Here is a 25,744-nt window from a genome sequence, read left to right on the forward strand (position 1 = left end):
TAACCCGTTGCCGGACGCGGCTTATCCGGCTTACGGCTATTCCTCGATCGCCTGGCGAATTTGCTGCAACGACGCGGGATCGTCAATGGTTGTCAGATCGCCCGGATCGCGGCCTTCACAGATCGCCTGGATCGTGCGGCGAAGCATCTTTCCGGAACGCGTTTTGGGGAGCTGCGAGACAAACCAGACATGCGCCGGACGACCAAAGTGACCGATCTGGTTGTCCACCAGCGCCATAATCGCTTTTTCCTCGTCGCGCGCCGCCTCGCGATCCGCCAGCGTATCGCTCTGCTTCGGAATGACAAACGCCACCGCCACCTGCCCTTTCAGAGCGTCTTTTATCCCCACCACCGCCACTTCCGCTACGTTCGGGTAACCGGAGATACTTTCTTCTATTTCTCGCGTCCCCAGCCGATGGCCCGCAATATTAATCACATCATCGGTACGGCCCAGAATAAAGTAATACCCCTCGGCATCGCGGATTCCCCAGTCGAAGGTGGCATAAACCTGACGGTTAAACAGCGACCAGTAAGTCTTCACAAAACGCGCATCGTCGCCCCAAATAGTCTGAATACAGCCTGGCGGCAGCGGCCCTTCGATCACCAGCATCCCCTTTTCATTTATGCCGCAAGGTTCGCCGGTGACTTCATTGAGTAGCTGGACGTTATAACCGTACATCGGCACGCCCGGGCTTCCCAGACGCGACGGCCTGTCGTCCAGCGCGCGGGCCAGCGCCATGATCGGCCAGCCGGACTCCGTCTGCCAATAATTGTCGATAACCGGTACGCCCAGCGTCTCCGTCACCCAACTGGCCGTCGGCTCGTCCAGCGGCTCACCGGCCAGATAAAGCGCCTCCAGCGAGGAGAGATCGTGATTACGGATTTGCGCCGTCGGGAATTTTTTCAGCACGCGAATCGCGGTCGGGGCGGAAAACATCCGGTTAACCTGGTATTTTTCGACAATTTTCCACCAGACCCCGCAGTCCGGGTACGTCGGCAGTCCTTCGTAAACAATAGTCGCCATGCCTGCCAGCAGCGGCGCGTAAACGATATAGGAGTGGCCGACGACCCAGCCGATATCCGATGCGCAAAAGAATACGCCGCCCGCCTTGCCGCCAAAAATGGTGTCCATCGAGGTTGCCAGCGCCACCGCATAACCGCCGACGTCGCGCTGGACGCCTTTCGGTTTGCCGGTAGTGCCGGAGGTGTAAAGAATGCATGAGGTTTCATTGGATTCCAGCCACGCCACCGGCACACTCGCGCCGAGATGCTGCTGGCGCAACGTGGCAAAATCCAGATCGCGCCCATCCACCCACGCCATTTTCGCCAGCCCTCTGTCCACCAGCAGAACGTGTTTCGGCTGATGCTGCGCCTGCGCAATAGCGTCATCGAGCAGCTTTTTATACGGCAGAATTTTACCGCCCCGCGCTCCGGCATCCGCCGACACAATCAGCGCCGGTCTGGCATCGTCAATGCGCGCCGCCACGCTGTGCGAGGCAAAACCGCCAAAGACCACCGAATGGATCGCGCCAATACGCGCGCAGGCCAGCAGGGTTATCTGCGCTTCGGCAATCATCGGCATATAGACCAATACGCGATCGCCACGCTGCACGCCCAGCGACAGCAGCATGGCGGCCACAGCGTTGACTTCATCATGCAACTGGCTGAAGGTAAATGTACGCTCTTCATCGGTCTCTGATGAGACGGCAATCAGCGCCAGCGCCTCCGGCTGTTTATCCCGCCAGCGGTCAACGGCGTTATGACATAAGTTAGTGGTGCCGCCGCAAAACCAGCGGGCAAACGGTGGACGGCTATGATCCAGCGTCTGCGTAAACGGCTGTCGCCAGTCGATACGCCGGGCCTGCTCGGCCCAGAACGTCTCCGGTTCGTTAATGGAACGCTGATAAAATTCGCTAAAAGACATCACGCTCTCCTGTTGAACTTACGCCTTACTGCTGGCTGGCTCAGATGACATATAAATCGAGGTATTCGTTAACCGGCATCTGCTCCAGGCGGGCTCTGTCCAGGGAGACATCCAGAATGCGTTGCTGCTGGCGAGTCGGGAACTGACGCGCCAGGTTAATTTTAAATTTTTCGATAAGCTTCGGAATACCGTCGGCGCGGCGACGCGCATGACCAATCGGATACTCCACGACAATCTCGCCAAAGCGTGAGCCATCAGTAAACTCCACGGTGATCGCATTGCCGATAGCACGTTTTTCCGGGTCGTGATAGTCGGCGGTAAAAGCCGGGTCCTCATAACACACGATCTTCTCGCGCAGGGTGTCAATACGCTTGTCCTGCGCCACTTCGTCTTCATAATCCGCCGCGGTTAACCGTCCGAACAGCAACGGCACGGCGACCATATACTGGATACAGTGATCGCGGTCCGCCGGGTTATTGAGCGGGCCTTTTTTATCGATAATGCGAAGACAGGCTTCGTGGGTACGGATGGTCACTTTCTCGATATCCGCTGCCGTTTTACCCGCGGCCTGCATCTGCTCATACAGCGTCATCGCCGCTTCGACGGCGGTTTGCGAGTGGAATTCTGCCGGGAAAGAAATTTTGAATAGCACGTTTTCCATCACGTAGGAGCCGTAAGGACGCTGGAAACGGAACGTTTCACCTTTGAATGAAACGTCGTAGAAGCCCCAGGTTTTGGCGGTGAGCGCCGAGGGATAGCCCATCTCGCCGGTTTTCGCCATCAGCGCCAGACGTACCGCGCGCGAAGTCGCATCGCCCGCCGCCCAGGATTTGCGCGTACCGGTATTCGGCGCATGACGATAAGTGCGCAACGACTGGCCGTCCACCCACGCCAGCGATACCGCGTTGAGGATCTCATCACGCGTCAGCCCCAGCATTTCAGCGACCACCGCGGTCGAGGCCACTTTGACCAGCAGTACATGGTCAAGCCCGACACGGTTGAAGGCGTTTTCCAGCGCGATACAGCCCTGAATTTCATGGGCTTTGATCATCCCGCTCAATACCTGTTTCATGGTCAGCGGCGCTTTGCCGGCGGCGACGGCGTTGCGTGACAACCAATCCGCAATCGCCAGAATACCGCCGAGGTTATCAGAAGGATGGCCCCACTCGGCGGCAAGCCAGGTATCGTTAAAATCGAGCCAGCGGATCATCGCGCCAATGTTAAAAGCTGCCTGTACCGGATCGAGCTGGAACTGGGTGCCCGGCACGCGTGCGCCGTTGGGCACCACCGTGCCTGGCACGATCGGCCCAAGCAATTTTTTACAGGCCGGGTATTCCAGCGCTTCCAGACCACAACCGAGCGTGTCGAGCAGGCAATAATGCGCGGTGTCGTACGCCACCTTTGAGGTGATGTCGTAGTTCATCACGTAATCCACGATATCAATGATTTCACGGTCAAAGTCTGGGCGAACGTTCGAAATATGTGCGGACATAGGGTACAACTCCTGTTTTAATTAGCAACGTTCGTCGATGGCGACAAACTGGCGATCGTCCGGGCCGGTATAATTGGCGGAAGGACGAATAATTTTGTTGTCCTGACGCTGTTCAATAATGTGCGCCGCCCAACCGGTAACGCGGGCGATGACAAACAGCGGGGTGAACATTTCGGTAGGGACGCCCATCATGTTGTAGGAGACCGCCGAAAACCAGTCGAGATTCGGGAACATCTTTTTGGTCTCCCACATCACCGTTTCCAGACGGTCGGCGATGTGGTACATCTTCAGCGAGCCGCCTTCTTCCGAAAGCTGTTTCGCCACCCGTTTGATCACCTGATGGCGCGGGTCGGCGATGGTGTAAACCGGATGTCCAAAGCCAATCACCACCTCTTTGTTTTCCACGCGCTTACGGATATCCGCCTCTGCCTCGTCCGGCGTTTCATAACGCTGTTGAATTTCCAGCGACACCTCATTCGCCCCGCCGTGTTTCGGGCCGCGTAGCGCGCCAATCGCGCCGATAATCGCGGAGTAGACATCCGAGCCGGTCCCGGCAATCACCCGGCTGGTAAACGTCGAGGCGTTGAACTCATGCTCGGCATACAGCACCAGCGAAATATGCATCGCCTTTTCCCAGCTTTGGGTTGGCTTTTCACCATGCAGCAGATGCAGGAAATGGCCGCCGATGGAATCATCGTCGGTTTCCGGCTGAATACGTTCGCCGTTGTGGCTGTAGTGATACCAGTAAAGAAGGATAGAGCTGAGCGAGGCCAACAGCTTATCGGCAATATCGCGCGCGCCGGAGACGGTATGTGCCTCTTTTTCCGGCAGGGTGCAGCCCAGCGCGGAAACGCCGGTACGCATCACGTCCATCGGGTGCGAGGCCGCCGGTAACGCTTCCAGAACGGTACGGACATTGGCGGGTAATCCGCGCAGCGCTTTTAACTTGCTTTTATACGCGTTCAGCTCGTCGCGGGTCGGTAATTTTCCGTGGATCAGTAAATGCGCGACTTCTTCAAATTCGCAGTGCTCCGCCAAATCGAGAATGTCGTAACCGCGATAGTGCAGATCGTTACCGCTTTTTCCCACGGTACACAGAGCGGTATTTCCGGCTGGTACGCCAGACAAGGCGACGGATTTTTTGGGCTTAATGACATGGTTATTATTTTGCAGGATCGTGGTATCGCTCATAGTGTCCTCGTCATTTTTTTTAATGTGTAGGGTATTGAGGCGTATAGGCCGGATAAACGTAGTGCCATCCGGCATTGCCTGATGGCGGCTTCGCCTTATCAGGCCTACAGGCTACGATTTTTTATTCCTGTACAGCGCGTCCAGCTTCTCTTCGAACTGGTAGTAATTGATGCTTTCGTATAGCTCGTTGCGGGTCTGCATGATGTCGATCACGTTCTTTTGCGTCCCTTCCTGGCGCAGCACGGTATAGACTTTTTCTGCGGCGCGGTTCATGGCGCGAAACGCCGACAACGGATAGAGCGCCATCGCCACGTGTGCGCTGCGCAACTCGTCGGTCGTAAACAGCGGCGTCGCGCCAAACTCAGTGATGTTGGCGAGGATCGGCACCTGCGCCACGTCGGCGAACTGGCGGTACATCGACAGTTCGGTGATCGCCTCCGGGAACAGCATGTCAGCCCCCGCGTCCACGTAAGCCTGCGCACGATCGAGAGCCGCCTCCAGCCCTTCCACCGCCAGCGCATCGGTACGCGCCATGATCACAAAGTTCGGATCGGTGCGTGCATCCACTGCCGCCCGAATTCGGTCTACCATCTCCTCTTTCGAGACGATCGCTTTGTTTGGACGGTGTCCACAGCGCTTAGCGCCAACCTGGTCTTCAATATGCAGCGCGGCGGCGCCCGCTTTGGCTATGGACTTTACCGTCCGCGCGACATTAAAGGCGGAGGAGCCAAAGCCAATATCCGCATCCACCAACAGCGGCAGCGGACAAACATCCGTGATGCGCCGGATATCGGTTAACACATCATCCAGCGTCGAAATCCCCAGATCCGGCAGTCCAAGCGAGCCCGCCGCTACGCCGCCGCCAGAAAGATAGATAGCCTGATACCCGGCCCGTTGGGCCAACAGAGCATGGTTGGCATTGATCGCGCCGACAATTTGTAATGGATTCTCTTTAGCGAGCGCGGCGCGAAATGCCTGCCCCGGCGAATGTAAAGACATATCTCGTCCTCATGTTAGTAAATTGTTACTCAGAATGTATTCACCAAAGCAAAGGCTATGCCAGGCAAAGAGGCAGCGAGAAAATTAAATACAATGAGATTTAAAAACAGGTAATTACAGTCATTCTTGTTATGAATAAGCGCGATTAAGGGAAAAGAAAAACGTGTCAGCTAACGTTTCATGAAACGAATCGCTCTGTTTCATTGCAACATTTATGAAACACGTTTAAAACAAAAAATCGCCCCTTAAAGATGAATCTACTGCGATGACGACTGCCCACAGCGCTCCGCGCGATAATAGCGATAAACCGGTGATCTGGACGGTCTCCGTAACGCGTCTGTTCGAACTGTTTCGGGATATCAGCCTGGAATTCGATCATCTGGCGACCATCACGCCTATTCAACTCGGCTTTGAAAAGGCGGTGACCTATATTCGCAAAAAACTGGCGACCGAGCGCTGCGACGCGATTATCGCGGCGGGTTCGAATGGGGCCTATTTAAAAAGTCGCCTGTCAATACCGGTGATCCTCATCAAGCCCAGCGGATTCGATGTATTACAGGCACTGGCGAAAGCGGGAAAGCTCACCTCGTCTATCGGTATCGTGACCTATCAGGAGACCATTCCGGCTTTACTTGCCTTTCAGAAAACGTTTCACCTCCGTCTTGAACAGCGAAGCTATGTCACCGAAGAGGACGCGCGCGGGCAAATTAACGAACTTAAGGCCAACGGTATTGAGGCCGTCGTCGGCGCGGGATTAATTACCGATCTGGCGGAAGAAGCGGGAATGACAGCCATCTTTATTTATTCCGCGGCGACCGTTCGTCAGGCTTTTCATGATGCGCTGGATATGACCCGTCTGACACGGCGCCAGCGCGTGGATTACCCATCCGGCAAGGGATTACAAACCCGGTATGAACTGGGTGATATACGCGGCCAGTCGCCGCAAATGGAGCAGGTCCGCCAGACGATTACACTCTATGCCCGCTCCCGTGCGGCAGTGCTGATTCAGGGGGAGACGGGGACCGGAAAAGAGCTGGCGGCACAGGCGATTCACCAGACGTTTTTTCACCGCCAGCCTCACCGTCAGAATAAGCCATCCCCTCCCTTTGTCGCCGTCAATTGCGGCGCGATTACCGAGTCGTTGCTGGAAGCGGAACTGTTTGGTTATGAAGAGGGCGCGTTTACCGGTTCACGACGAGGAGGCCGGGCGGGGCTGTTTGAAATCGCACACGGCGGCACGCTGTTTCTGGATGAAATCGGCGAAATGCCCTTGCCGTTACAAACCCGACTTTTGCGCGTACTGGAGGAAAAAGCCGTCACTCGCGTCGGCGGACACCAGCCGATCCCGGTGGATGTCCGGGTGATCAGCGCCACGCATTGCGATCTGGATCGGGAAATAATGCAAGGACGTTTTCGCCCCGATCTCTTTTACCGCCTGAGTATTCTGCGTCTGACGCTTCCTTCTTTGCGCGAGCGGCAGGCTGATATTTTGCCGCTGGCGGAAAGCTTTTTAAAACAGTCGCTGGCGGCGATGGAAATTCCGTTTACCGAATCGATACGTCATGGATTAACACAGTGTCAGCCGCTTTTGCTGGCCTGGCGCTGGCCCGGTAATATTCGCGAACTGCGTAATATGATGGAGCGCCTGGCGCTTTTTTTAAGCGTCGATCCCGCGCCAACACTGGACAGGCAGTTTATGCGGCAGTTATTACCTGAGCTTATGGTGAACACAGCAGAACTGACGCCTTCAACCGTGGATGCGCACACGCTACAGGATGTGCTGGCGCGCTTTAATGGCGATAAGACCGCGGCGGCGCGTTATCTGGGGATTAGCCGCACCACCCTTTGGCGTCGTTTAAAAGCATGTGCCAAAGACCAGTCGGGTAATTAAGATAAATGACAACGTCCTGAATGCCTGATGGCGCTACGTTTACTGCAGGCCGTCATCCGGCAAAACGGATGCCAGTTGCCAGCAATAAAAATACCCGCCGGAAACCCAGACGGGTATTTTATTATGATGCAACGCTTTTATTTCTTTTTATAAATATCAGCCGTACCATGAATTTTATTTTCTGTCTGCCCGGACGTCAGCACCACCACATCCGCCCCTTTTTCATCCGCCTTTTTGATTAAATCTTCTCTGGCATCCAGCGGCGACATTTCCCCGGTGGTGGAAATCGTGCCAATTTTCGTGTATTCCGAGGCGACTTTATCAAAGTCCGTTTTTTTCATCATTTCTGCGGCATAAACGTTTGTCACGACAAACGCTAATGCGCCAAGCATAACCTTGTAGCCAGTTTTCATAGCAAAACCCTCGTTTTATTATTACGCCATCATCGCTTTATCAGAACAAAAAGGCCGTTCGGACTGATTAAATAAGTAGTGTAGATTGCTGAAAAAATCCAGTCAGCCCCCGCTCTGTCCGCGTAACAACGCGGATTAAAACGCCCCTGCTTTGTGATCTCTCTCGCAATCATCTGGTTTGACTATTAATAAGATGAACGTTATTTCTTGAGGCTATGGGAAGAGTTGTCTATGGAGCCGTTTCATGCCGTTGTGCTTACCGTCAGTCTGTTTGTGTTAACCTTTTTTAATCCCGGCGCGAATCTGTTTGTGGTGGTACAAACCAGCCTCGCATCAGGACGCCGGGCGGGAGTCATCACCGGCCTGGGCGTCGCCACGGGAGACGCCTTTTATTCCGGGCTGGGGCTTTTCGGTCTGGCGACGCTCATTACGCAATGCGAAGCGGTATTTTCTCTTATCAAAATTGTCGGCGGCGCCTATTTATTATGGTTCGCCTGGAACAGTATTCGCCACCAGGCGACGCCGCAAATGAGCACGCTCCAGACGCCGATTGCCGCCCCGTGGACAATTTTCTTTCGCCGGGGATTAATGACCGATTTATCCAATCCGCAAACCGTACTGTTTTTTGTCAGTATTTTTTCCGTAACGCTTAGCGCAGAAACGCCCACATGGGCAAGGTTAATGGCCTGGGCCGGAATTGTGCTGTCATCCGTTATCTGGCGTATTTTTCTCAGCCAGGCCTTTTCGCTCCCCGCAGTCCGCCGCGCTTATGGCCGAATACAGCGCATTGCCAGTCGTGTTATCGGCGCCATTATCGGGATGTTTGCGCTCAGACTTCTCTATGAAGGCGTGACGCATCGCTAATGTTTGCCCGGTAGCCTTTGCTACCGGACGATAAGCGTTATCAAAACGCCCATGAAACGCTGCCTACAATGCTACGCTCGGCGCCAAAATAACAATAAGAGAGCGAATTACAGGCAGCGACATAGCGTTTGTCCGTCAGGTTATTTACGTTGAGCTGGGCGCTCAAGCCATTTAACCCAATGCTGGATAAATCATACCCTACCACCATATCGACCAGTGTATAGGACGGCAAGGTGTGGGTATTCAGGCGATCGCTGGTCACGCCGTTGACGTACCGGATGCCGGAGCCCAAAGTCAGCCCCTCTAACAGACCGCTTTTCACATCGTAGCTTAGCCAGGCGCTGGCCTGGTTCCGTGGAGCATAAACCGCGCGCTTACCCTGTTCTTGCGGGCTACTTTTCTTATAACGGATATCAGTATAGGTATACGCCGCCTGCAAACGGACGCTATCCGACAAATGGCTAATGGCCTCCAGTTCCACCCCTTTAGACTCAATTTCACCAATCGAGCGGTACGGATCGGTAGGTTCTTCTTTGGTCGCGATATTGGTCTGATTAATACGATACACGGCGGCGCTAAACTGGCTGTTCCCCCCCGGCGGTTCGTATTTTACCCCCGCCTCCCACTGCTTGCCTTTCATCGGTTCCAGCACATTGCCGTTTTCGTCGGCGAAGCTGGTCGGCGTAAACGCGGTAGAATAACTGAGATAGGGGGCGACGCCATTGTCGAACAGATAAAGCAACGCGGCACGGGTGCTGACGTTGTTTTTATCGAGATCGCTGCGTGAATCATGAAGTTTGTCGATGTTAGACACGCTGACCCGATCGTAACGACCGCCCAACGTAAAGCGCCAGCGATCCCATGACATCTGATCCTGTAAATAGTATCCAGTCTGCCGCAGCTTATGTTTTTCACGGCTATACAACGTAATATAATCCGGCTGAGCGCCATAAACGGGGTTGAAAGCGTCAATCGGCGGAAACGCGCCATAATAGCCAGTAGTATGATTACTGCGATCCTGATAATCGATCCCCACCAGCAGACGATGATTAATCGCCCCGGTATCCACGCTGCCGTCGAGCTGATTATCCAGCGCGATAGCCGACATTTTCTCCCCGGAGCCGGAATAGCCGCGATTCAGCGCCGTTTCATTCAACCAACCTGCGGCATAGACCTGATTCAACGTCACTTTGGTATGCAAATAACGTAATTTTTGCCGTACCGACCAGCCGCTATCGAACAGATGCTCAATGTTATAACCCACCATATTTTCACGGCGATCGTATTTGTCGTAGTCATCTTCACCTTCAAAGAAAGTGTTAGAAATTTTTCCGCCGTTATAAGGTACAACCGTGCCTTGATAAGGCAGTCCGGAGTGGCTACCGCCTTGCGGATCACGGTGCAGATAGGCCATAAGCTCAAGACGCGTCCGATCGGTAATTCGCCAGGTCAGGCTCGGCATCAGCGCATAACGTTCCTCTTTCAAGGGGGTAAACTGCGAATCGGCGTAACGTGTCATGCCGCTAAGACGCGCCGCCACACGTTCATTGTCATCCAGTGGGCCGGTCACATCAAAAGCCGCCCCGCGCTGGTTGTGATTGCCGGCAAACAGCTTCACCTCTCCCCCGGCATCAAACGCTGGTTTTCGCGACGTCAGCGCGACAATGCCGCCTGGCGATGAACGTCCATACAGAACGGATGCCGGGCCGCGTACCACCTCGATATCTTCCAGAAACCAGGGGTCAACCACCAACGAACTGTGCGAATTGGTGTCGCCCATCATTTTTAACCCGTCGAGATAGACGTTATCCAGACTACCGTCCGAAAAACCACGCAATACGATGTAATCAAAGCGGTTAGACGCGCCTATCTGATTACTGTATACGCCTGGGGTGTAGCTGACCGCCTGACGCACGCTGGTTGCGCCCTGCTCTTCAAACTGCTGGCGGGTAATAATGGATACCGACTGCGGCGTTTCAATATCTGGCGTCGCCAGCTTGGTCGCGCCACTCTGCACGGGCGAGGTGACAATAACGGTATCATTTTTTGTGGTTTCCTGGGCAAAAAGAGGAAAAGTCGCGCCGCCGATAGCTCCGCCTATCAATAGCGCCATACGCGTTGTCGCAAACATGAACATCTCCAAAGACATCTTTATTGTAAATAAGAATTATTACCTTTTAGAGATAGCGGACCACTATGCGTAACGCCAGATTGCCTATGCGCAATGATAAAAAACCACCCAAAGCGGCAGAAAACCGGGTTAGCAGCGGATATTACCGTTCTGGCGGGGCGCGTTACGCACAGTGTCGGGACGCCGTCAGAGACGCGTCACGCAGCTCGCCGGGCGAGCAGCCATAACGCCGACGAAATGCCGTCGCAAAGTTTGTGGCATGTTGATAGCCTGACATCCAGGCGGCCTGCTGCACGCTGTATCCCTCCATCAGATAACGACGCGCGCGCGCCAGGCGGCAATCGCGCAGATAATCAAACACGGTACACCCATAGGCATGGCGAAACTTGCACCGCAGGCTACTTGGGCTCATTGCCGCCCGACGCGCCAGTTCGTTCAGCGTGTAGGCTTTTTCCGGCGTCTGCTCCAGTAAACGCCGAATGAGCTCCAGCCGCTGATATTCACCGGTGACGGGAAGTCCGCGTTTTTGCGTTGCGGGCTGACATAGATTTAGCGCATAGCCCAGTAACTGCAGCATGATGCCTTCCAGCATTAACTGGCGTGACGCCGCATGAGGTCCGGGCTGCTGCGCATAACGTAGCCCCGAAAGCAGAAACTCCGGCACCTGCCAGACCCTCGCCGAGGCCGCGCTATGTTCCCACTCGTCTGCCAGCGAGACAGGCAAACGCTCCCGCCATCCGCCGTCCGGGTACATTCCCAGCGATAAGGTGCGCAATTTACTGTCTGCGCCGTGATGGGCGCGTATCGTCTGCTGCTCACTCAGTTGCGAGCAAAACGCCATCCCCGCGCTCAACAAAAAGGTCTGCTCATTGACAGCCAGCGCGACGTTACCTTCCAGCACCACCAGCATATACAGCGGACTGCTATGGCGAGAGGTGGTTTCATAAGGTTGTAACACGTGAACATCCGAGCGTGTAATGCAAATCCCGCCGGGAAGCGCTATCTCTTCGATATCGCCATGAAGTACGGGACTACTCTGCGTATACTGCGGTAACGCAGGGAAGCGGTAATCAATGCCATAACGCTCGCCAAACGCGATGAAGTCGCTGACGGAAAAGATCTTTTTCATCGCCGGGGCGGCGGAAGAGTGACAGGAGATCGGAGACATTATCAATACCGTTTATCTGCGTTATACCAGAGCGTTAGCCACTGTGTAACCATACCACTGCGGCATGGGAACGACAATAAAGATGAGAATAGTTATCAACCGCCATTGAGGGGAGGGATAAGGCGAGCAACCGTGATCGATAAACACCGATCTGTCGATAAAAACGCGCTTTCGCCAAAGACGAAAGCGCGTCCGGGGGGTATCAGTCAGGAGCGAAATCCTGCGGAGGTCATGAGCAGTCTGAACAACATTCCGACGCCCGCCAGCAGAAGCACGCTGGCGCACCATATCGCGACCATCCATACGACTCGCCGCGACCATTTTTTCACTTTAACCATCAGTGATATCCCTCTCCATGTCGCACTTTTCCACGGAAGACGTAGTAGCTCCAGAAGGTATAAGCCAGAATAATCGGGATGATTATCAGCGCCCCAACCAGCATGAAGCTTTGACTTTGCGGCGGCGCGGCGGCGGCATACAGCGAAATATCCGGTGGAATAATATTCGGCCAAATACTGATGCCTAACCCGCTGAACCCCAGAAAAATCAGCCCTAGCGTGAGAATAAATGGACGCGCATGGGATTCTGGTTTTTTCACGCTGCGCCATAGCCAGACGCTAAAAGCCAACACCAGCACAGGCACCGGCAGGAAGTAATATAAATTGGGCAGCGTGAACCAGCGCTCGGCGATGTCGTCGTGAGTGAGCGGCGTCCACATGCTGACGCCTCCCATCACCAACAACAAGACGATCAACAACGGGCGCGACAGCGCGCACATCCGGCTATGCAGCGGATCTTCGCTTTTCATAATCAGCCAGGTAGCGCCCAGCAGCGCATAGGTGACGACCAGACCGACGCCGCAGAACAGGTTAAACGGCGTCAGCCAGTCAAGCTGCGAACCGCTAAAGGTTCGCCCTTCCACCTGAAAACCGCTCACCACCGCGCCCACCACAACCCCCTGGGCAAAGGTCGCCAGGATTGACCCGACGATAAAGGATTTATCCCAGAACGCGCGATGCGACTCGGTGGCTTTAAAACGGAATTCAAAAGCGACGCCGCGAAAGATAAGACCAAGCAGCATAACCACCAGCGGGATAGTCAGCGCGTCGGTGATGACGGCATAAGCCAACGGGAACGCGCCAAAAAGCCCGGCCCCGCCCAGCACCAGCCAGGTTTCGTTCCCGTCCCATACCGGCGCGACCGAGTTCACCATAACATCGCGATCGTGTTTATCGCGAATAAACGGAAACAGGATACCGACGCCCAGATCGAAACCATCCATCACGATATACATCAGCGTGGCGAACACGATAATAGCAAACCAGATAACCGGAAGATCGATGGTCATTCGCGTTTCTCCTGCTCAAGCGATTCTCCCACGGCAGAGATAGGACGCGCGGGTCTGCCATCGGTTTCAGCGGTCGGTGTCTCCGCCGGCTGCGGCCCTTTCTGGATAAGGCGAATCATATAAATATAGCCAACCCCAAAGACCAGGGAATAGACCACAAAGAAGGCCAGCAAACTGATGCTCATCTGCAAGGTGCTGTGCGCGGAAACCGCATCACGCGTTCGCAGCAGGCCATAGACCACCCACGGCTGACGTCCTACTTCAGTCGTCACCCATCCGGCAAGGATGGCGATAAGCCCGGACGGCCCCATCCACAGCGCAAAGTGCATAAAGGGCCGCGAATGATACAGTCGGCGTCGGTAGCGTAGCCACAGGCTGGCCAGCCCCAGGAAGATCATCAGTACGCCCATGCCCACCATCAGACGGAAAGACCAGAACACCACGGTAGAGTTGGGGCGATCCTCTTTGGGATAATCTTTTAGCGCAGGCACCTGTTTGTCCAGGCTATGCGTCAGGATCAGACTGCCCAACGCCGGGATCTCAAGCGCATAGCGCGTCCGTTCCGCCTCCATATCCGGCCAGCCTACCAGCGTAAGCGGCGTTGGCTCGCCGGGCGTATTTTCCCAGTGCCCCTCAATCGCGGCAATTTTGACCGGCTGATGCTTCAGGGTGTTAAGGCCATGCATATCGCCAATCAATGCCTGAACGGGCGCCACCACGACCGCCATCCATAACGCCATCGAGAACATACGGCGGATAGCCGGCGTATCGTTACCTTTCAGTAAATGCCAGGCAGCGGACGCGCCGACAAACATCGCGCTACTTAAAAACGCCGCAACGGACATATGCAACAGGCGATACGGGAACGACGGGTTGAAAATCACCGCGAACCAGTCCACCGGGACCACCTGACCGTTATGAATTTCAAATCCCTGCGGGGTATGCATCCAGCTGTTAGACGCCAGAATCCAGAACGTCGACATTAACGTGCCCAACGCCACCATACAGGTAGATAAGAAATGCAGGCCCGGTCCGACTTTGTTCCAGCCAAAAAGCATCACGCCTAAGAATCCCGCTTCCAGGAAGAATGCGGTGAGCACTTCATAGGTTAATAAAGGCCCGGTGATACTGCCGGCGAACTGGGAGAAACCGCTCCAGTTCGTTCCGAACTGGTAAGCCATGACCAGACCGGAGACCACGCCCATCCCGAAGTTGACGGCAAAAATTTTGAGCCAGAACTGATAGAGCGAGCGCCAGACAGGATTACGCGTTTTTAGCCATAAACCTTCCAGTACCACCAGGTAACTGGCTAAGCCAATCGTAATCGCGGGGAAAATAATATGAAAAGAGACGGTAAAGGCAAACTGGAGTCTCGCTAAAAAGAAGGCATCAAACTCCATGTTCCCTCCCGTTTATATATAGTCACTTCGTGTAAAATATTCACTGTTCGCAACCAGGTTGAAACGAAACGGTTATTTTCCCCAAACGTAAAAACGTCGGGGAATATCCAGATAAATTACGATTTTTTTTGCGGCTGGCTGTCAGGCTTATCGCCCGACTCTGGCGCTTCGGAGGGGTCGTCTTTTTCGACAGCGAAACGGTAGTATCTATTTAGCATAACATGTCTCCCTTAGTTACATTCAATTGGCAATATCTACCCGGCCGTTATAAAAATAACGGCAAAACAAAAAAACAGCGTCCTCAAGACTATTTGCAATTTCAGCAAAATACGCTTAGCTGAAAGTTAAGAATAGACGTAAAACGATAACCTTCAAGTCAACGCGGTTTACGGGACGGGGGGATTAGCGCAGGGAGAATGACCGCAACGCTCGCTGCGCGGCGGCCATTTTATATGGTCTATCAAAAAGATAACCGTTAAGGTCCATTCAAACCCGTTAGTTTGCCTTCCCCTCAATCAAGCCATTGATCGTAGAAAATACCGCCGGCGCGCTGGTCGCTTCCGCAAACTCGACATTGATATTTTGCCGACGCAGCATATCGAAGAATTTACGTTGCGCATCAAGAATAACCTGATCGCCTACGCGCATATTTTCTGCTTTAGTTTCAACCAGTAAATAAACGCTGTCGGCGTCCTGACGCTCAATACGGTACACAAAATCCGGCGTAGTAGAGCCCCCCGTATATTTGGGGATCTGAATGGCCCGCTTAGGCAGTTTGCCAAACACAGAAACCTGTTGCGGATAATCGTATTTTAATAGCGGCAATTCTGGATCGACGCTGTCATAACGCAACGGCGGTATTTGATAGAGAGAACGGGGATCGTCTATCGCATTCTCATCCACATTTTTCCCGACAATTTCAGCGCTAATCTCCTCTCTGAACTGCCGTGCCGTGGAATCAAATACCGACGTTGAAGCCTGAAAATCGAGAGGCAGATAATCGTGGCGCTGCGCAAAATGCGCATTAATCCGCGCCTGTAATGCGCGGGTCATATTGTCCAACGAGATCTCGCTTAAATAGTGTGAATCTCCGTGCAAAACATCACGCAGCATCGCCATTAACACCGGATGCAGGAAGTTAACCGGCAGACTGGTGCGTAACGCCAGTTGCTTAAGAAAATGGCCATATTTCATGCCCGCCATAAATTCGCTGGCGGCTAATTCGCCTTCCCGCTGTGCCACTTCAAAACGGCCATTATCTTCATTCGATACCAGCCGTTGTTGCACCTGGCTTGGCTTCTGGCGTATATACAGCGCCGGATCGCGCAGTACCTCGGCGGCAATCTGTTCCAGAGAAGCGCCGCTACGCTCGAATTGCAGCATATAACGGCGGGAAAACTGCTCCCAGATACTGCTAAGTTGTTCCCAATTCTCTTTGCGTAACCTGACTCGCAATCGGGAGGCGGGCTTATTGTCACGAATGCGATCCGCTCGCACCCGCGCCTGCGTCAGCTCAGGGTAGAACTCCAGTAGCCACGCAAAACCACTTTTGGTTTCCCCGTTAAGCGTGACGCTGGGTTTAAACTCATTACTCCGGTTGATCAGTTTTTTATCATCCAGATCTTCCAGCAAACGAAGCTCCGTAAACGCAGGATCGACTTTTTGTCGCTCGGTGACGATGAGTGTGATCATCGCCTCATCCAGTTTCTGCTCGTTAAGCTGAACTTTGCTGTCGCGATTAATCTCATCAACCAGCATACTGGCAAACGTTTTTTCATCATAACCAATCAGAAACGACAGCCGGGACGGCCACTCTTCCTGATGAACGCGATGGCCGTTTTCATCTACCGGTAGCCGCAGGCCGCGCCCCACTTCCTGAATTTTGCTCGACTCGCTACCGGAAGAACGTAATTTAGCAATGACAAAAACATTCGGGTTATCCCAGCCTTCACGAAGCGTCCATTTTGAAAACAGAAAGCGGCGCGTTTCCCAGTTGCCGTGATGGTCTGAAAAACTGAGCAACTTCTCTTTATTTTTCAGAATATCATCTACTTCAGCCTGGATCGCCTCATCGCCGCTTCCCCGGTCTTCGCCAAAGTAACCAGCGTGGACGTTTTGGTTATCCGAGTGCAGGCTGGCGAGCGTGGCCTGCAGAAATGACAGATACTCCACTTCTCGCGGCAGAGTCTTGCGCTGATAATCGTCAATCAGTTGCGTCAGTTTCTTTTTCAGTAAACACTCAAACTTCAGTTTCAACCAGCCTTCGTCATCACGATAGCTTTTAATACTGTCAATAAAGAAAAGGCTTAAGGTCTTAATACGCGGGGCATTATTTTCTGGCTCATTGCTGCGTAAAAAATTTGCCTGCTCGGTGTCAAAATGCTTATCAATGGCGTCCTGAATAATCAGTTCCTGGTAGCTCGCGCCAAAGGTTCCTGGCACCAGCGCCATCCCTGCCTCCAGCTCCAGATCGTTCGACAACATTTTACTGCCGGCATATTCGATACTGCCTTCAAATCCTGCATCGACATCGGCGAGATTTTCGCCCACGCCAACCTCGGCAATTTTGCTCCCCCGTCGGAGGATTAATTTCTTTGCCGTGACGCTGTCAACGATATAACGATTGTTGGCCTGTTCTTCGTGGAGATTCGGGTAATAAATATCAATACCTTTCACCAAACCATCGTTAAAACTGTCCACCGCGTTGAGATCAAACTGCGGTTGTCGGCGATAGTAATCTTTACGTACACATTTATTTTTACCCTTACCTTCGACAATATCCGGGAAGGTAGCGCCAAAGCGGACGATCATTTGCGGCTGAATGGCCTGAATCGCTCGATAAAATTTGTTATCTCGCGCAAAACGATGCGGTTCATCAATAATGACCACCGGTCGCGTCATTTGCAGCCCTTTAACAGGCGACGTCAACCCGCCCAGTAGCGTTTGATCGTAATCGTCTCGCGTCATACTGGCGGAATTGAGCATTTGCGCATTGATCAGCAAAACCTGAATCGTATGGCTATCACGACGGCTGGCATCAGTAAAACTTAATAACTGGGCCGGAAAATTTTTACGCCCCGACTTTACTTTAAAATCACCGGCGTTGATGGTGCAAAGTTCCATCCGCGTATTTTCGTAGAACTGTGAAAAATGCTGTCTGGCGTAATCGCTGGTAATAAAGTTCCGCGCACCTTCTTTAATGGCTGGCGTCGGCACCACCAGCACAAATTTGAAGAGGCCGTAGTTCTGATGCAGTTCATACATCAACCGGGTATAGACATAGGTTTTACCCGTCCCGGTCTCCATTTTAACGTCAATATTGGCCTTATCGTCGTAACGTTCCTTAATCAGCGGATTAGCATAGTGATTATGATCGGCCTGCGCGTGATCGATACCGGTGAAACTCGCCAGAATCGCCGCTAACGCCTGTTCCTGATGGGGAAGTTCTTCCAGTAAAATATTCATCATCATCCCCTCTTAATAACGCTTCACCAGGTTCACTTTTTGATCAAGCTGTTTTAAGCCGATGTCCAGTTCACGAATGGATTCAAGGTCGAAAGAGTAGCCGTAAATGACAATAGTCTGAACCGGAAGCTGGTGCGTACCAATGTGGTTGAGAAGATCGCGGGTCTGCTCGGTTCCCCATCGTTCATCAATCAGATACAGGCGCGTATTATCAACATACCTGGCGCAATAGCCGGAAAAATCAATGGCCTGTACGTCAATATCCATTTTATAACCATCGGCGACCAGCCATGTCGTTAATAAGGTCTCTTCGCCGCTTGCGCCGCCCGGCACGCCCAATCCTCTGGCGGAAAAAGGATTGATCATGTCGGTAAATCCTGACTCGGTGAAAGCGGCCAGTTGACCGCTGGTATTGATAAAATGGCCGGTAGCAATATCGAAGCTATCCAGATCGTCCAGCATCTGCTGTGTCGGAGTGGCAAAACGATAATGTTTAAAACCGAGGTCGCTATTGGTCGCGGGATTGTTGGCGCGGATCTTCGCCGCAACGCGTGTAATTCGCTCGCGGCTGATTTCATCAATAGTGTTATAACCTGCTTTTTTCGCGATAGTGTTATTGCTTAATGCCTGATCGATAGTACACAGAATAAACGTGCGCTGCCCCCCATCTTCTTCATTCAGCGCCATTACCGCATGGGCCGTGGTGCCGGAACCGGCAAAAAAGTCCAGAACGACGCCGTCTTTATCGATAGCGAGCTTGATGATTTTCTTCAATAATGCAGTCGGTTTCGGCGTATCAAAAACGTTGTCGCCGAAGAGATCCAGAATCTCCTTTTTCCCCTCTTTATTCGACGCTACGTTATCCCAGTAATTAGTCGTTGGCTGCCCTTTACTGTGGTGCGCGTACATGACTCGCTGGGGAATACCGCCGTTATCTTTGCCAAAATAGACCAGATTATCGGCCACCAGCTTTTGGTAACTGGCTTCAGGATAAGCCCATAGTCTTTCGTGTACCGTACCGTTCGGCGTGGTAATTTTATAGGTATAGCCGCCGCCGCTCAGCCCCTTTGACACCGTTAACGGCACCGGCCGCCATTTCCCTTCTGGAAACTGTTCGGTCGGTTCTTTATAGGATTTCTGAATATACTCTTTAGAAAGCGGTTCTAAACGTAAAGCGCCCTGACCGGTTTTGGCGTAAACAAGAATGTATTCCCCCTGGATGGAAACGTTATCAGAGTCGTTAGAAATCTCTTTTTTGCGCTTCCACATCACATTGGTGACAAATCCGCCTTCGCCAAAAATCTCATCCATCATTAATTTAAGATTGGCGTACTCATTATCGTCGATAGAGATAAAAATAAATCCGGTATCTTTCAGGAGCTTCCTGGCCAGGAAAAGACGCGGATACATGAAAGATAACCATGCGGAGTGCGTCGATTTACCCTGAATAGATTTTAAACGTGCCAGTTCAGTATCATTAAGACCAAACATATCCTGCAACGCCCGATCGCTATATTCAAAATGATCGGGATAGACAAACCCGTCCGATCCGGTGTTATAAGGGGGATCGATATAGATCATATCGACGGTATCGGCGTAATTATTTTGCAGATGGCGTAAAACATCCAGATTATCCCCGGTCAGAAAAAGATTATGGCTGTTTTTGTTTTCTGCCAGAGTATTGTGTTCCACGTCAGGAACGATAACGGTAACGGATTTTTCACCCGCCTGTTTTTTTGCGTAATCTTTGCCAATAAAATCAATCTGATAACCGCTAGCCAGCTCATCAATATTACGCGCTTTCAGCGCGCGCTCAAATTTGGCGAGATCAAACCCGCCTTTCGCGATCAGTTCGCCCTGCTCGTTATAGCGATCGGCGATAAAAAATTCCGGTAATGCACGTTGTAACTCAGACAGAAAGGCGCTATTCGGGGCAACAGACTCGTTGTGTTTTTGGTTATCTTTCAACATGATATCTTCGCTCCGTTGATAATTTTAAGGTGCAACAATCAATTTCTTATAAAGAAAAAAGTAAGCGATGATTGTAATGGTCACGAACGGCAGATGCCATCATTAACCTTTGTTGTTCGTTGAAAGGGCGTGAAAACTACGGGAGGAAGGCGTGCTCCCGGCGACAGTATGCGCCAGGAGCGTAGTGTTTACGTGCGATGACCGACGGCCGACTCCGGGAGGGCGTCGCTATCTGTACCGGAGATGACGACTCCCCGGGTCTCGCGACCAAATGCCACAAATACACAGATTAAAATAGCCACCGCGCCAGCCACGATCGCCATTGCCAACCCGTAATTGCCACCATGCGTTTCCGCGATGCGGGCCTGTAACGTCGCATTAACCGACGCCAGTAAATTACCCAGTTGGTAAACAAACCCTGGCAGCACGGCGCGCGCATTCGCCGGAACCAGCTCGTTCAGCCAGGTCGGCACGACTCCCCAGGCGCCCTGCACCATAAACTGCATCAGGAACGCGCCCAGGCCAATCGTGAATGATCCGCTGGAAAATGCCCATAGCGGGAGTACCGGAAGCGCAAGAAAGGCGGCGATCATGATCGCTTTTTTACGCCCAATACGTTCCGATAGCGTACCGTAGAAAATACCGCCGAGCATGGCGGCAATGTTATAAAAAATCGCAATGATACTAATCAGATGCGGATCAAAACCATGCTGCATCTTCAGGAAGGTAGGATAGAGATCCTGCGTGCCGTGACTGAAAAAGTTAAAGAACGCCATGACCAGCACCAGATACAGACACAACTTCCACTGTTTGCGCAGAACAGGAAGCAGCGCGGTATTCTCTTTACGCGCTCTGGCCGCCAGCCAGACGGGGGATTCCGGCACTTTAAACCAGATATAAGGCAGCAAGACAACAGGCAGGGCGCCAATCAGGAACATGCCGCGCCAGCCTACCATACTGTAGAAGAGGCCAAAAATAACCGAGGCGAACAGATAGCCGCAGGGATAGCCCGCCTGAAAAATGCCCGACATCAGGCCACGCGAACGATCGGGAATGGTTTCCATCGCCAGTGATGACGCAACGCCCCATATCCCGCCCATCGCCACGCCGTACATGACCCGAAAAATCAGAAATGCCATGAAGGTGGGCGACCAGGCGGAAAGCAGTTCAAACACCGTAAAGAACAGAATATTGAGCATCAGTATCGGTCGACGTCCGTACTTTTCCGCCATTCGGCCAAATAGCAGCGCGCCAATGGGACGTACCGCCAGGGTCAGCATAATCGCAATGGAAACGTCCGATACGGAAGCGTGAAACCATTCGGCGAGATCGCTAAGTACAAAGACAAGGATAAAGAAATCAAACGCATCCAGCATCCAACTGGTAAAGCTGGCAAACGCCACATGTCGTTGTGTCGTCGTCCAGTTCAGGGGGGTGTACATAGGTAGTGTCCTGCATCAAAAAATAACATCAAGCTTTGAAGCGGCGAAACGCCGGAGCGCTCCCGTCGTCAAAGCGACGTAACAAGGTAGCGTTGCGCTACTTATTTGTTATCTTTTTGTATATAGCAGGTAAAATGTTAGCAAAAATAGACAAATCATTACATATTATTAACAAAGCTTACTGGCACATGATTTGTCACAGTTTTTATGGGGATTATCTCATACAAAGAAAAGCGAAGCGCGGCTAGCGTATCGCGACCGGCCTGTCGCCAGACCGATCGCCATTGACGATTACCTCTCGCGCGGCGGGAAACCGGCCTTTTGCAGGGCGGCGGCAATTTGCTCCCCGGATAGCGACGTTTCAACGTCAACCAGACGCGTCGCCGGGTCGGTTCTCACCGTCGCCAGCGCAGCAGTGAATCAGCGCTTTGAGGGTTTGCGCCATGTGCTGCATGTTCTGGATACGTCTGTCCAGTTCATCAATATGCGTCTGCACCAGGCGTTTAGCGTCTGCGCTTTGTCGCGGCTGGTTATTCCAAAGATTCAGTAAGCCGCTGATTTCAGCAACTGAAAAGCCGAGGTCGCGCGCGCGGCGTATAAAATGCAATTGATTAACATCAGCCTGGGTATAGGCCCGATAGCCGGAATCCGTTCGATGCCCCTGGAAGCGAGCATTGAAATCTATGGACCTGCGCCCATTCCTGATGATTTCAGGGTTTAGTGAACTTCCGCTTCTTGCTCAAAAACGCCTGTCAATTTAGCAGGATATTGGATGCATTATTTTGTCAGAGATGACACAAGTAAAATGTAAGTGGGTAGTCGGTAATAAGAGCCAAATATACAATGTAACGCTATGTTTATTATTAATTTATTACATAATGGCTATATAACATACCCCCAATTATACCCTCATGCACTTTTACGCCCATAATGATTGATTGATTTTTTTATACTGCACTTGGGGAGAGTAACGGGCGGTTGATCTAAGCTGGCAAAGTTAAGATAACCCCGCCAACCAGGGAAAAGCCGCTAGATCGTGGTGTAGTGATAACGACACGCAACAATGTACAGATCGCCTTGCTCAACGTAATATACCAGGCGATGTTCTTTCGTGATGCGACGTGACCAGAGGGGCTTACGGTGCTTTAGCGCCTCCGGCTTCCCTATCCCCTTGAAGGGGCTTTCCTTAGCCGATTTGATTAACTCCATTACCTTGTTATGCGTCTTTGGGTCAGTCTCGGCCCAGTATTGAAGATCGCTTTTTGCCTGCGGAGATATCCTGACTTTCATTAAATGTCCAGTTCCTCATAATCGCCGCGTTCGAGCGATGCAAGGCTGGCTTCAATGTGTGCGGCGTTCGCCGGGTTACTGAACAGGTGTAGCGTTTCCTGAATCGAGGCAAATTCTTCCGCGTCGATCATTACCACGCTTTTAGCACCTTTACGCGTAACCAGGATAGGCGCGCGATCATCATTAGCCTGTTGCATCAGGTCAGCTAAATGCTGTCGAGCATCGGTATAGTTTACATGTTGCATTTGTTTGCTCCGCCAAAGTTCTTACGGTGTAAGTATGTCACACGTACAACTAGTTGTACATGTGGTTGTGTGTTACTTACTTGTTACGGCATAAACGGCAGCGGGACGAAAACCGCGCTCACCCGCACGCCCGCGGCGTTTACGTGGTGAGAATTTTTTCAGTTTCGAAAATTCAGGAAGGAAGCGCCAGAACAGGCATTAGACGGGGTTTTACATGAAATTTGAGACTGAAAAAAATGCAATCAATTGCAAAGGATTTCAATAATTACAGTCGTCGTAAAATTCAACCTTCAATAAAAACAACATAATCATATGAAAATTAAAATAAAAAATTAAATTACGTGACCATAAGAGAAAAGCAGAAAAAAGAATAAAGCCACGTAATATAATGATATAAAAGGTAATTTATATCTCTTTACTTTCTAAATTCGGCATAGACAATGATATAATAATGTTTCTTTGTCGAATGATGATTATTATGCGCAGCCCTAAAATTATTTGCCCTGAATGTGAAAGTAATTCAGTGATAAAAAAGACCGTCCGTAAACACCCTCACCTTTCTGATGTTTATTGTGCATGTAATAACGTGGAGTGCGGACACACCTTTGTTGTGAATATGACGTTCTCCCATACGCTAAGCCCCAGCGCGCTGACCGGGGATAAAGCAGTAAAAACAATGATTGATATGATCACACCGAAATAAAAAGCAATGATAAAAGAATTGCTTCGGATATACCCCCAGCGCCAGTAGCTTTTCTTTTCCGGCTACCCGGTACTTTAAACGCCAGTACCGGGAACCATTGGGATTAACAAGCAGATAAAGCCCGCCACCATCGGCCAGCTTATAGGGTTTCTCTTTCGGTTTGGCCGTACCGACCTGGCGGGCATTCAGTTTCATTTGGGGGTATCTCCAGCAGCCCACACAGCACATACCCCCGAATATACCCCCAAAAAGATGTAGATTTCAGGAGACATTGATAGACGTTAAAACACTATCGAGAGCGCTCAAAGCTAGAATATATGCGGGTTTATTGGATTTTAATAGACGGAAAAGACGTTGAAATGGTGCCGATAATAGGAGTCGAACCTACGACCTTCGCATTACGAATGCGCTGCTCTACCAACTGAGCTATATCGGCCCTGAGAAGGGTGTGTTCATGTGAGTGAATCACGGGGTAGAAGGTTAAAACTAACCGGGCGGTGCGTCAATAGCCTTGCTACTCAACCGGCTATTTTTGCACCGCTCGACATTAATTACGCACGAATCGTACCATCGCCAAAGCCTATCCACTTATAGGTGGTAAGCGCTTCAAGCCCCATCGGACCGCGGGCATGTAATTTCTGCGTGCTGACCGCCACTTCTGCGCCAAGCCCAAACTGCCCGCCGTCGGTAAAACGGGTAGAGGCGTTGACATAAACCGCAGCGGAATCCACTTCGTTCACGAAACGCGCAGCATTATGCATATCACACGTCAAAATCGCATCGGAGTGCTGAGTGCCATGTTCGCGAATGTGGCCGATAGCGCCATCCATATTTTCGACCACCACAACGTTCAGATTCAGAGACAGAAACTCGTTATCCAGCTCTTCCGGTTTCAGCGGCACCAGCTTGGCAGGGCCATGCAGTACCTGCATGACGGTTTCATCCCCATGCAACGTCACGCCGCTCTCCGCCATCTGCTTGCTCAGCGCAGGAAAAAAGCGTTCTGCGATGTCCTGATGCACCAGCAAGGTTTCCACCGTGTTACAGGTGCTCGGGCGCTGGGTTTTGGCGTTGACAATAATCTTCAACGCCGGGGCGATGTCTGCGCTGCTATCAACAAAAATATGGCACACGCCAATCCCGCCGGTAATCACCGGAATGGTGGATTGCTCGCGGCACAGTTTATGCAAGCCTGCGCCGCCGCGCGGGATCAGCATATCGATGTACTTATCCATACGCAGCATTTCATTGACCAGCGAACGATCCGGATTATCAATCGCCTGAACCGCCGCTTCCGGTAAACCGCAAGCTTTCAGTGCCTTCTGAATGACACGAACGGTTGCGGCATTCGTGCGATGCGTCTCTTTCCCACCGCGTAGAATCACCGCATTACCGGTTTTCAGACACAAAGAAGCCACATCAACGGTAACATTCGGACGCGCCTCATAGATAACGCCAACCACGCCCAACGGCACGCGGCGGCGCTCCAGACGTAGCCCGCTGTCCAGCAGACCGCCGTCGATCACCTGCCCGACGGGGTCGGCGAGATTACAGACCTGGCGCACATCGTCAGCAATCGCTTTCAGACGCGCAGGGGTCAGCGCCAGGCGGTCCAGCATCGCTTCGCTCAGGCCGTTGGCTCGCGCCTGCTCAACATCTTGTACGTTCGCGCTGAGGATACTTTCCATTTGCGCTTCCAGTTCATCGGCTATTTTTTCCAGCACGCGATTTTTTTCGCAGCTGGAGAGCAGCGCCAGCTTATACGACGCCGCTTTAGCAGCAATGCCCATTTGTTCCAGCATATGCCT

Annotated in this window: 20 protein-coding genes, 1 tRNA gene and 4 pseudogenes; 3 read left to right on the plus strand and 22 right to left on the minus strand. The window is 52.2% G+C overall.

What is annotated here, in order from left to right:
• Positions 1–36: 36 nt before the first annotated feature.
• From prpE to prpB, 4 genes are all read right to left on the minus strand, one after another.
• Positions 37–1,923 carry a propionate--CoA ligase gene (prpE, locus tag ACLD4K_RS04585; RefSeq protein WP_411011452.1) on the minus strand — a complete coding sequence of 629 codons (1,887 nt, stop codon included), beginning with the start codon at positions 1,921–1,923 and terminating at the stop codon, positions 37–39.
• 40 nt (positions 1,924–1,963) lie between these two features.
• The gene (locus ACLD4K_RS04590; RefSeq protein WP_411011453.1) at positions 1,964–3,415 is read right to left on the minus strand and encodes a bifunctional 2-methylcitrate dehydratase/aconitate hydratase; all 1,452 of its coding nucleotides are present in this window, start codon (positions 3,413–3,415) and stop codon (positions 1,964–1,966) included.
• A 21-nt stretch (positions 3,416–3,436) separates the two neighbouring features.
• The gene (prpC, locus tag ACLD4K_RS04595) at positions 3,437–4,606 is read right to left on the minus strand and encodes a 2-methylcitrate synthase (RefSeq protein WP_183058713.1); all 1,170 of its coding nucleotides are present in this window, start codon (positions 4,604–4,606) and stop codon (positions 3,437–3,439) included.
• 111 nt (positions 4,607–4,717) lie between these two features.
• Entirely contained in the window at positions 4,718–5,605 is an 888-nt protein-coding gene (gene prpB / locus ACLD4K_RS04600) for a methylisocitrate lyase (RefSeq protein ID WP_000052221.1), read from the minus strand.
• 265 nt (positions 5,606–5,870) lie between these two features.
• Between prpB and prpR the strand changes: the two genes are divergently transcribed.
• A complete protein-coding gene (gene prpR / locus ACLD4K_RS04605) occupies positions 5,871–7,496 on the plus strand; it encodes a propionate catabolism operon regulatory protein PrpR (protein ID WP_411011454.1) in 1,626 nt (541 codons plus the stop codon).
• A 137-nt stretch (positions 7,497–7,633) separates the two neighbouring features.
• On the opposite strand, the gene yahO is transcribed toward prpR, so the two are convergent.
• Positions 7,634–7,909, minus strand: a complete 276-nt coding sequence (gene yahO, locus ACLD4K_RS04610; protein WP_023246115.1) for a DUF1471 family periplasmic protein YahO — start codon at positions 7,907–7,909, stop codon at positions 7,634–7,636.
• Positions 7,910–8,140: 231 nt separating this feature from the next.
• Here yahO and ACLD4K_RS04615 point away from each other — a divergent pair, with 231 nt between their 5' ends.
• Entirely contained in the window at positions 8,141–8,773 is a 633-nt protein-coding gene (locus tag ACLD4K_RS04615; protein ID WP_411011455.1) for a LysE family transporter, read from the plus strand.
• Positions 8,774–8,813: 40 nt separating this feature from the next.
• On the opposite strand, the gene foxA is transcribed toward ACLD4K_RS04615, so the two are convergent.
• From foxA to ACLD4K_RS04685, 14 genes and pseudogenes are all read right to left on the minus strand, one after another.
• The gene (foxA, locus tag ACLD4K_RS04620) at positions 8,814–10,922 is read right to left on the minus strand and encodes a ferrioxamine B receptor FoxA (protein ID WP_411011456.1); all 2,109 of its coding nucleotides are present in this window, start codon (positions 10,920–10,922) and stop codon (positions 8,814–8,816) included.
• Between the two features lie 145 nt (positions 10,923–11,067).
• Positions 11,068–12,072 (minus strand): ferrioxamine uptake transcriptional regulator FoxR, encoded by a 1,005-nt coding sequence (foxR, locus tag ACLD4K_RS04625; protein ID WP_411011457.1) that lies wholly within the window; start codon positions 12,070–12,072, stop codon positions 11,068–11,070.
• A gap of 95 nt (positions 12,073–12,167) precedes the next feature.
• A pseudogene (locus tag ACLD4K_RS04630) lies at positions 12,168–12,360 on the minus strand (hypothetical protein).
• Positions 12,279–12,464 (minus strand): DUF2474 domain-containing protein, encoded by a 186-nt coding sequence (locus ACLD4K_RS04635; protein ID WP_305954967.1) that lies wholly within the window; start codon positions 12,462–12,464, stop codon positions 12,279–12,281. Before ACLD4K_RS04635 ends, ACLD4K_RS04630 begins: the two are co-directional and overlap by 82 nt.
• Positions 12,410–13,420 (minus strand): cytochrome d ubiquinol oxidase subunit II, encoded by a 1,011-nt coding sequence (gene cydB, locus ACLD4K_RS04640; RefSeq protein ID WP_183058706.1) that lies wholly within the window; start codon positions 13,418–13,420, stop codon positions 12,410–12,412. The genes ACLD4K_RS04635 and cydB overlap by 55 nt, the downstream gene beginning before the upstream one ends.
• Positions 13,417–14,820: a cytochrome ubiquinol oxidase subunit I gene (locus tag ACLD4K_RS04645; protein ID WP_000393711.1), complete on the minus strand. Its 1,404-nt coding sequence runs from the start codon at positions 14,818–14,820 to the stop codon at positions 13,417–13,419. Before ACLD4K_RS04645 ends, cydB begins: the two co-directional genes overlap by 4 nt.
• Before the next feature lie 116 nt (positions 14,821–14,936).
• Positions 14,937–15,038: a small effector SsaA gene (gene ssaA / locus ACLD4K_RS04650; protein ID WP_000934834.1), complete on the minus strand. Its 102-nt coding sequence runs from the start codon at positions 15,036–15,038 to the stop codon at positions 14,937–14,939.
• A gap of 277 nt (positions 15,039–15,315) precedes the next feature.
• On the minus strand, positions 15,316–18,288 hold the full coding sequence (locus tag ACLD4K_RS04655; RefSeq protein WP_411011470.1) for a type III restriction-modification system endonuclease: 2,973 nt from the start codon (positions 18,286–18,288) through the stop codon (positions 15,316–15,318).
• A 9-nt stretch (positions 18,289–18,297) separates the two neighbouring features.
• Positions 18,298–20,256: a site-specific DNA-methyltransferase gene (locus tag ACLD4K_RS04660; RefSeq protein WP_411011458.1), complete on the minus strand. Its 1,959-nt coding sequence runs from the start codon at positions 20,254–20,256 to the stop codon at positions 18,298–18,300.
• A gap of 188 nt (positions 20,257–20,444) precedes the next feature.
• On the minus strand, positions 20,445–21,698 hold the full coding sequence (locus ACLD4K_RS04665) for an MFS transporter (protein ID WP_000288504.1): 1,254 nt from the start codon (positions 21,696–21,698) through the stop codon (positions 20,445–20,447).
• A gap of 291 nt (positions 21,699–21,989) precedes the next feature.
• A pseudogene (golB, locus tag ACLD4K_RS04670) lies at positions 21,990–22,109 on the minus strand (gold resistance metallochaperone GolB); the annotation flags it as partial.
• Positions 22,099–22,353, minus strand: a pseudogene (gene golS / locus ACLD4K_RS04675) (Au(I) sensor transcriptional regulator GolS); the annotation flags it as partial. The pseudogenes golS and golB, both read right to left, overlap by 11 nt.
• A 374-nt stretch (positions 22,354–22,727) precedes the next feature.
• Positions 22,728–22,988: a Txe/YoeB family addiction module toxin gene (locus tag ACLD4K_RS04680; RefSeq protein ID WP_023218457.1), complete on the minus strand. Its 261-nt coding sequence runs from the start codon at positions 22,986–22,988 to the stop codon at positions 22,728–22,730.
• Positions 22,988–23,233 (minus strand): type II toxin-antitoxin system Phd/YefM family antitoxin, encoded by a 246-nt coding sequence (locus ACLD4K_RS04685; protein ID WP_052932205.1) that lies wholly within the window; start codon positions 23,231–23,233, stop codon positions 22,988–22,990. The genes ACLD4K_RS04680 and ACLD4K_RS04685 overlap by 1 nt, the downstream gene beginning before the upstream one ends.
• A 478-nt stretch (positions 23,234–23,711) precedes the next feature.
• Between ACLD4K_RS04685 and ACLD4K_RS04690 the strand changes: the two genes are divergently transcribed.
• On the plus strand, positions 23,712–23,936 hold the full coding sequence (locus ACLD4K_RS04690; RefSeq protein WP_411011459.1) for an ogr/Delta-like zinc finger family protein: 225 nt from the start codon (positions 23,712–23,714) through the stop codon (positions 23,934–23,936).
• 24 nt (positions 23,937–23,960) lie between these two features.
• On the opposite strand, the pseudogene ACLD4K_RS04695 reads toward ACLD4K_RS04690, so the two are convergent.
• The 3 genes and pseudogenes from ACLD4K_RS04695 to proA all read right to left on the minus strand — a co-directional run.
• Positions 23,961–24,131: pseudogene (locus ACLD4K_RS04695) on the minus strand (Arm DNA-binding domain-containing protein); the annotation flags it as partial.
• A gap of 165 nt (positions 24,132–24,296) precedes the next feature.
• Positions 24,297–24,372: transfer RNA gene (locus ACLD4K_RS04700), tRNA-Thr, on the minus strand.
• A gap of 115 nt (positions 24,373–24,487) precedes the next feature.
• Positions 24,488–25,738 carry a glutamate-5-semialdehyde dehydrogenase gene (gene proA, locus ACLD4K_RS04705; RefSeq protein WP_411011460.1) on the minus strand — a complete coding sequence of 417 codons (1,251 nt, stop codon included), beginning with the start codon at positions 25,736–25,738 and terminating at the stop codon, positions 24,488–24,490.
• Positions 25,739–25,744 lie beyond the last annotated feature (6 nt).

It is taken from the genome of Salmonella sp. 741265055_HSA (genome assembly GCF_046569525.1).
In the GTDB taxonomy this organism is placed as follows: domain Bacteria; phylum Pseudomonadota; class Gammaproteobacteria; order Enterobacterales; family Enterobacteriaceae; genus Salmonella; species Salmonella enterica.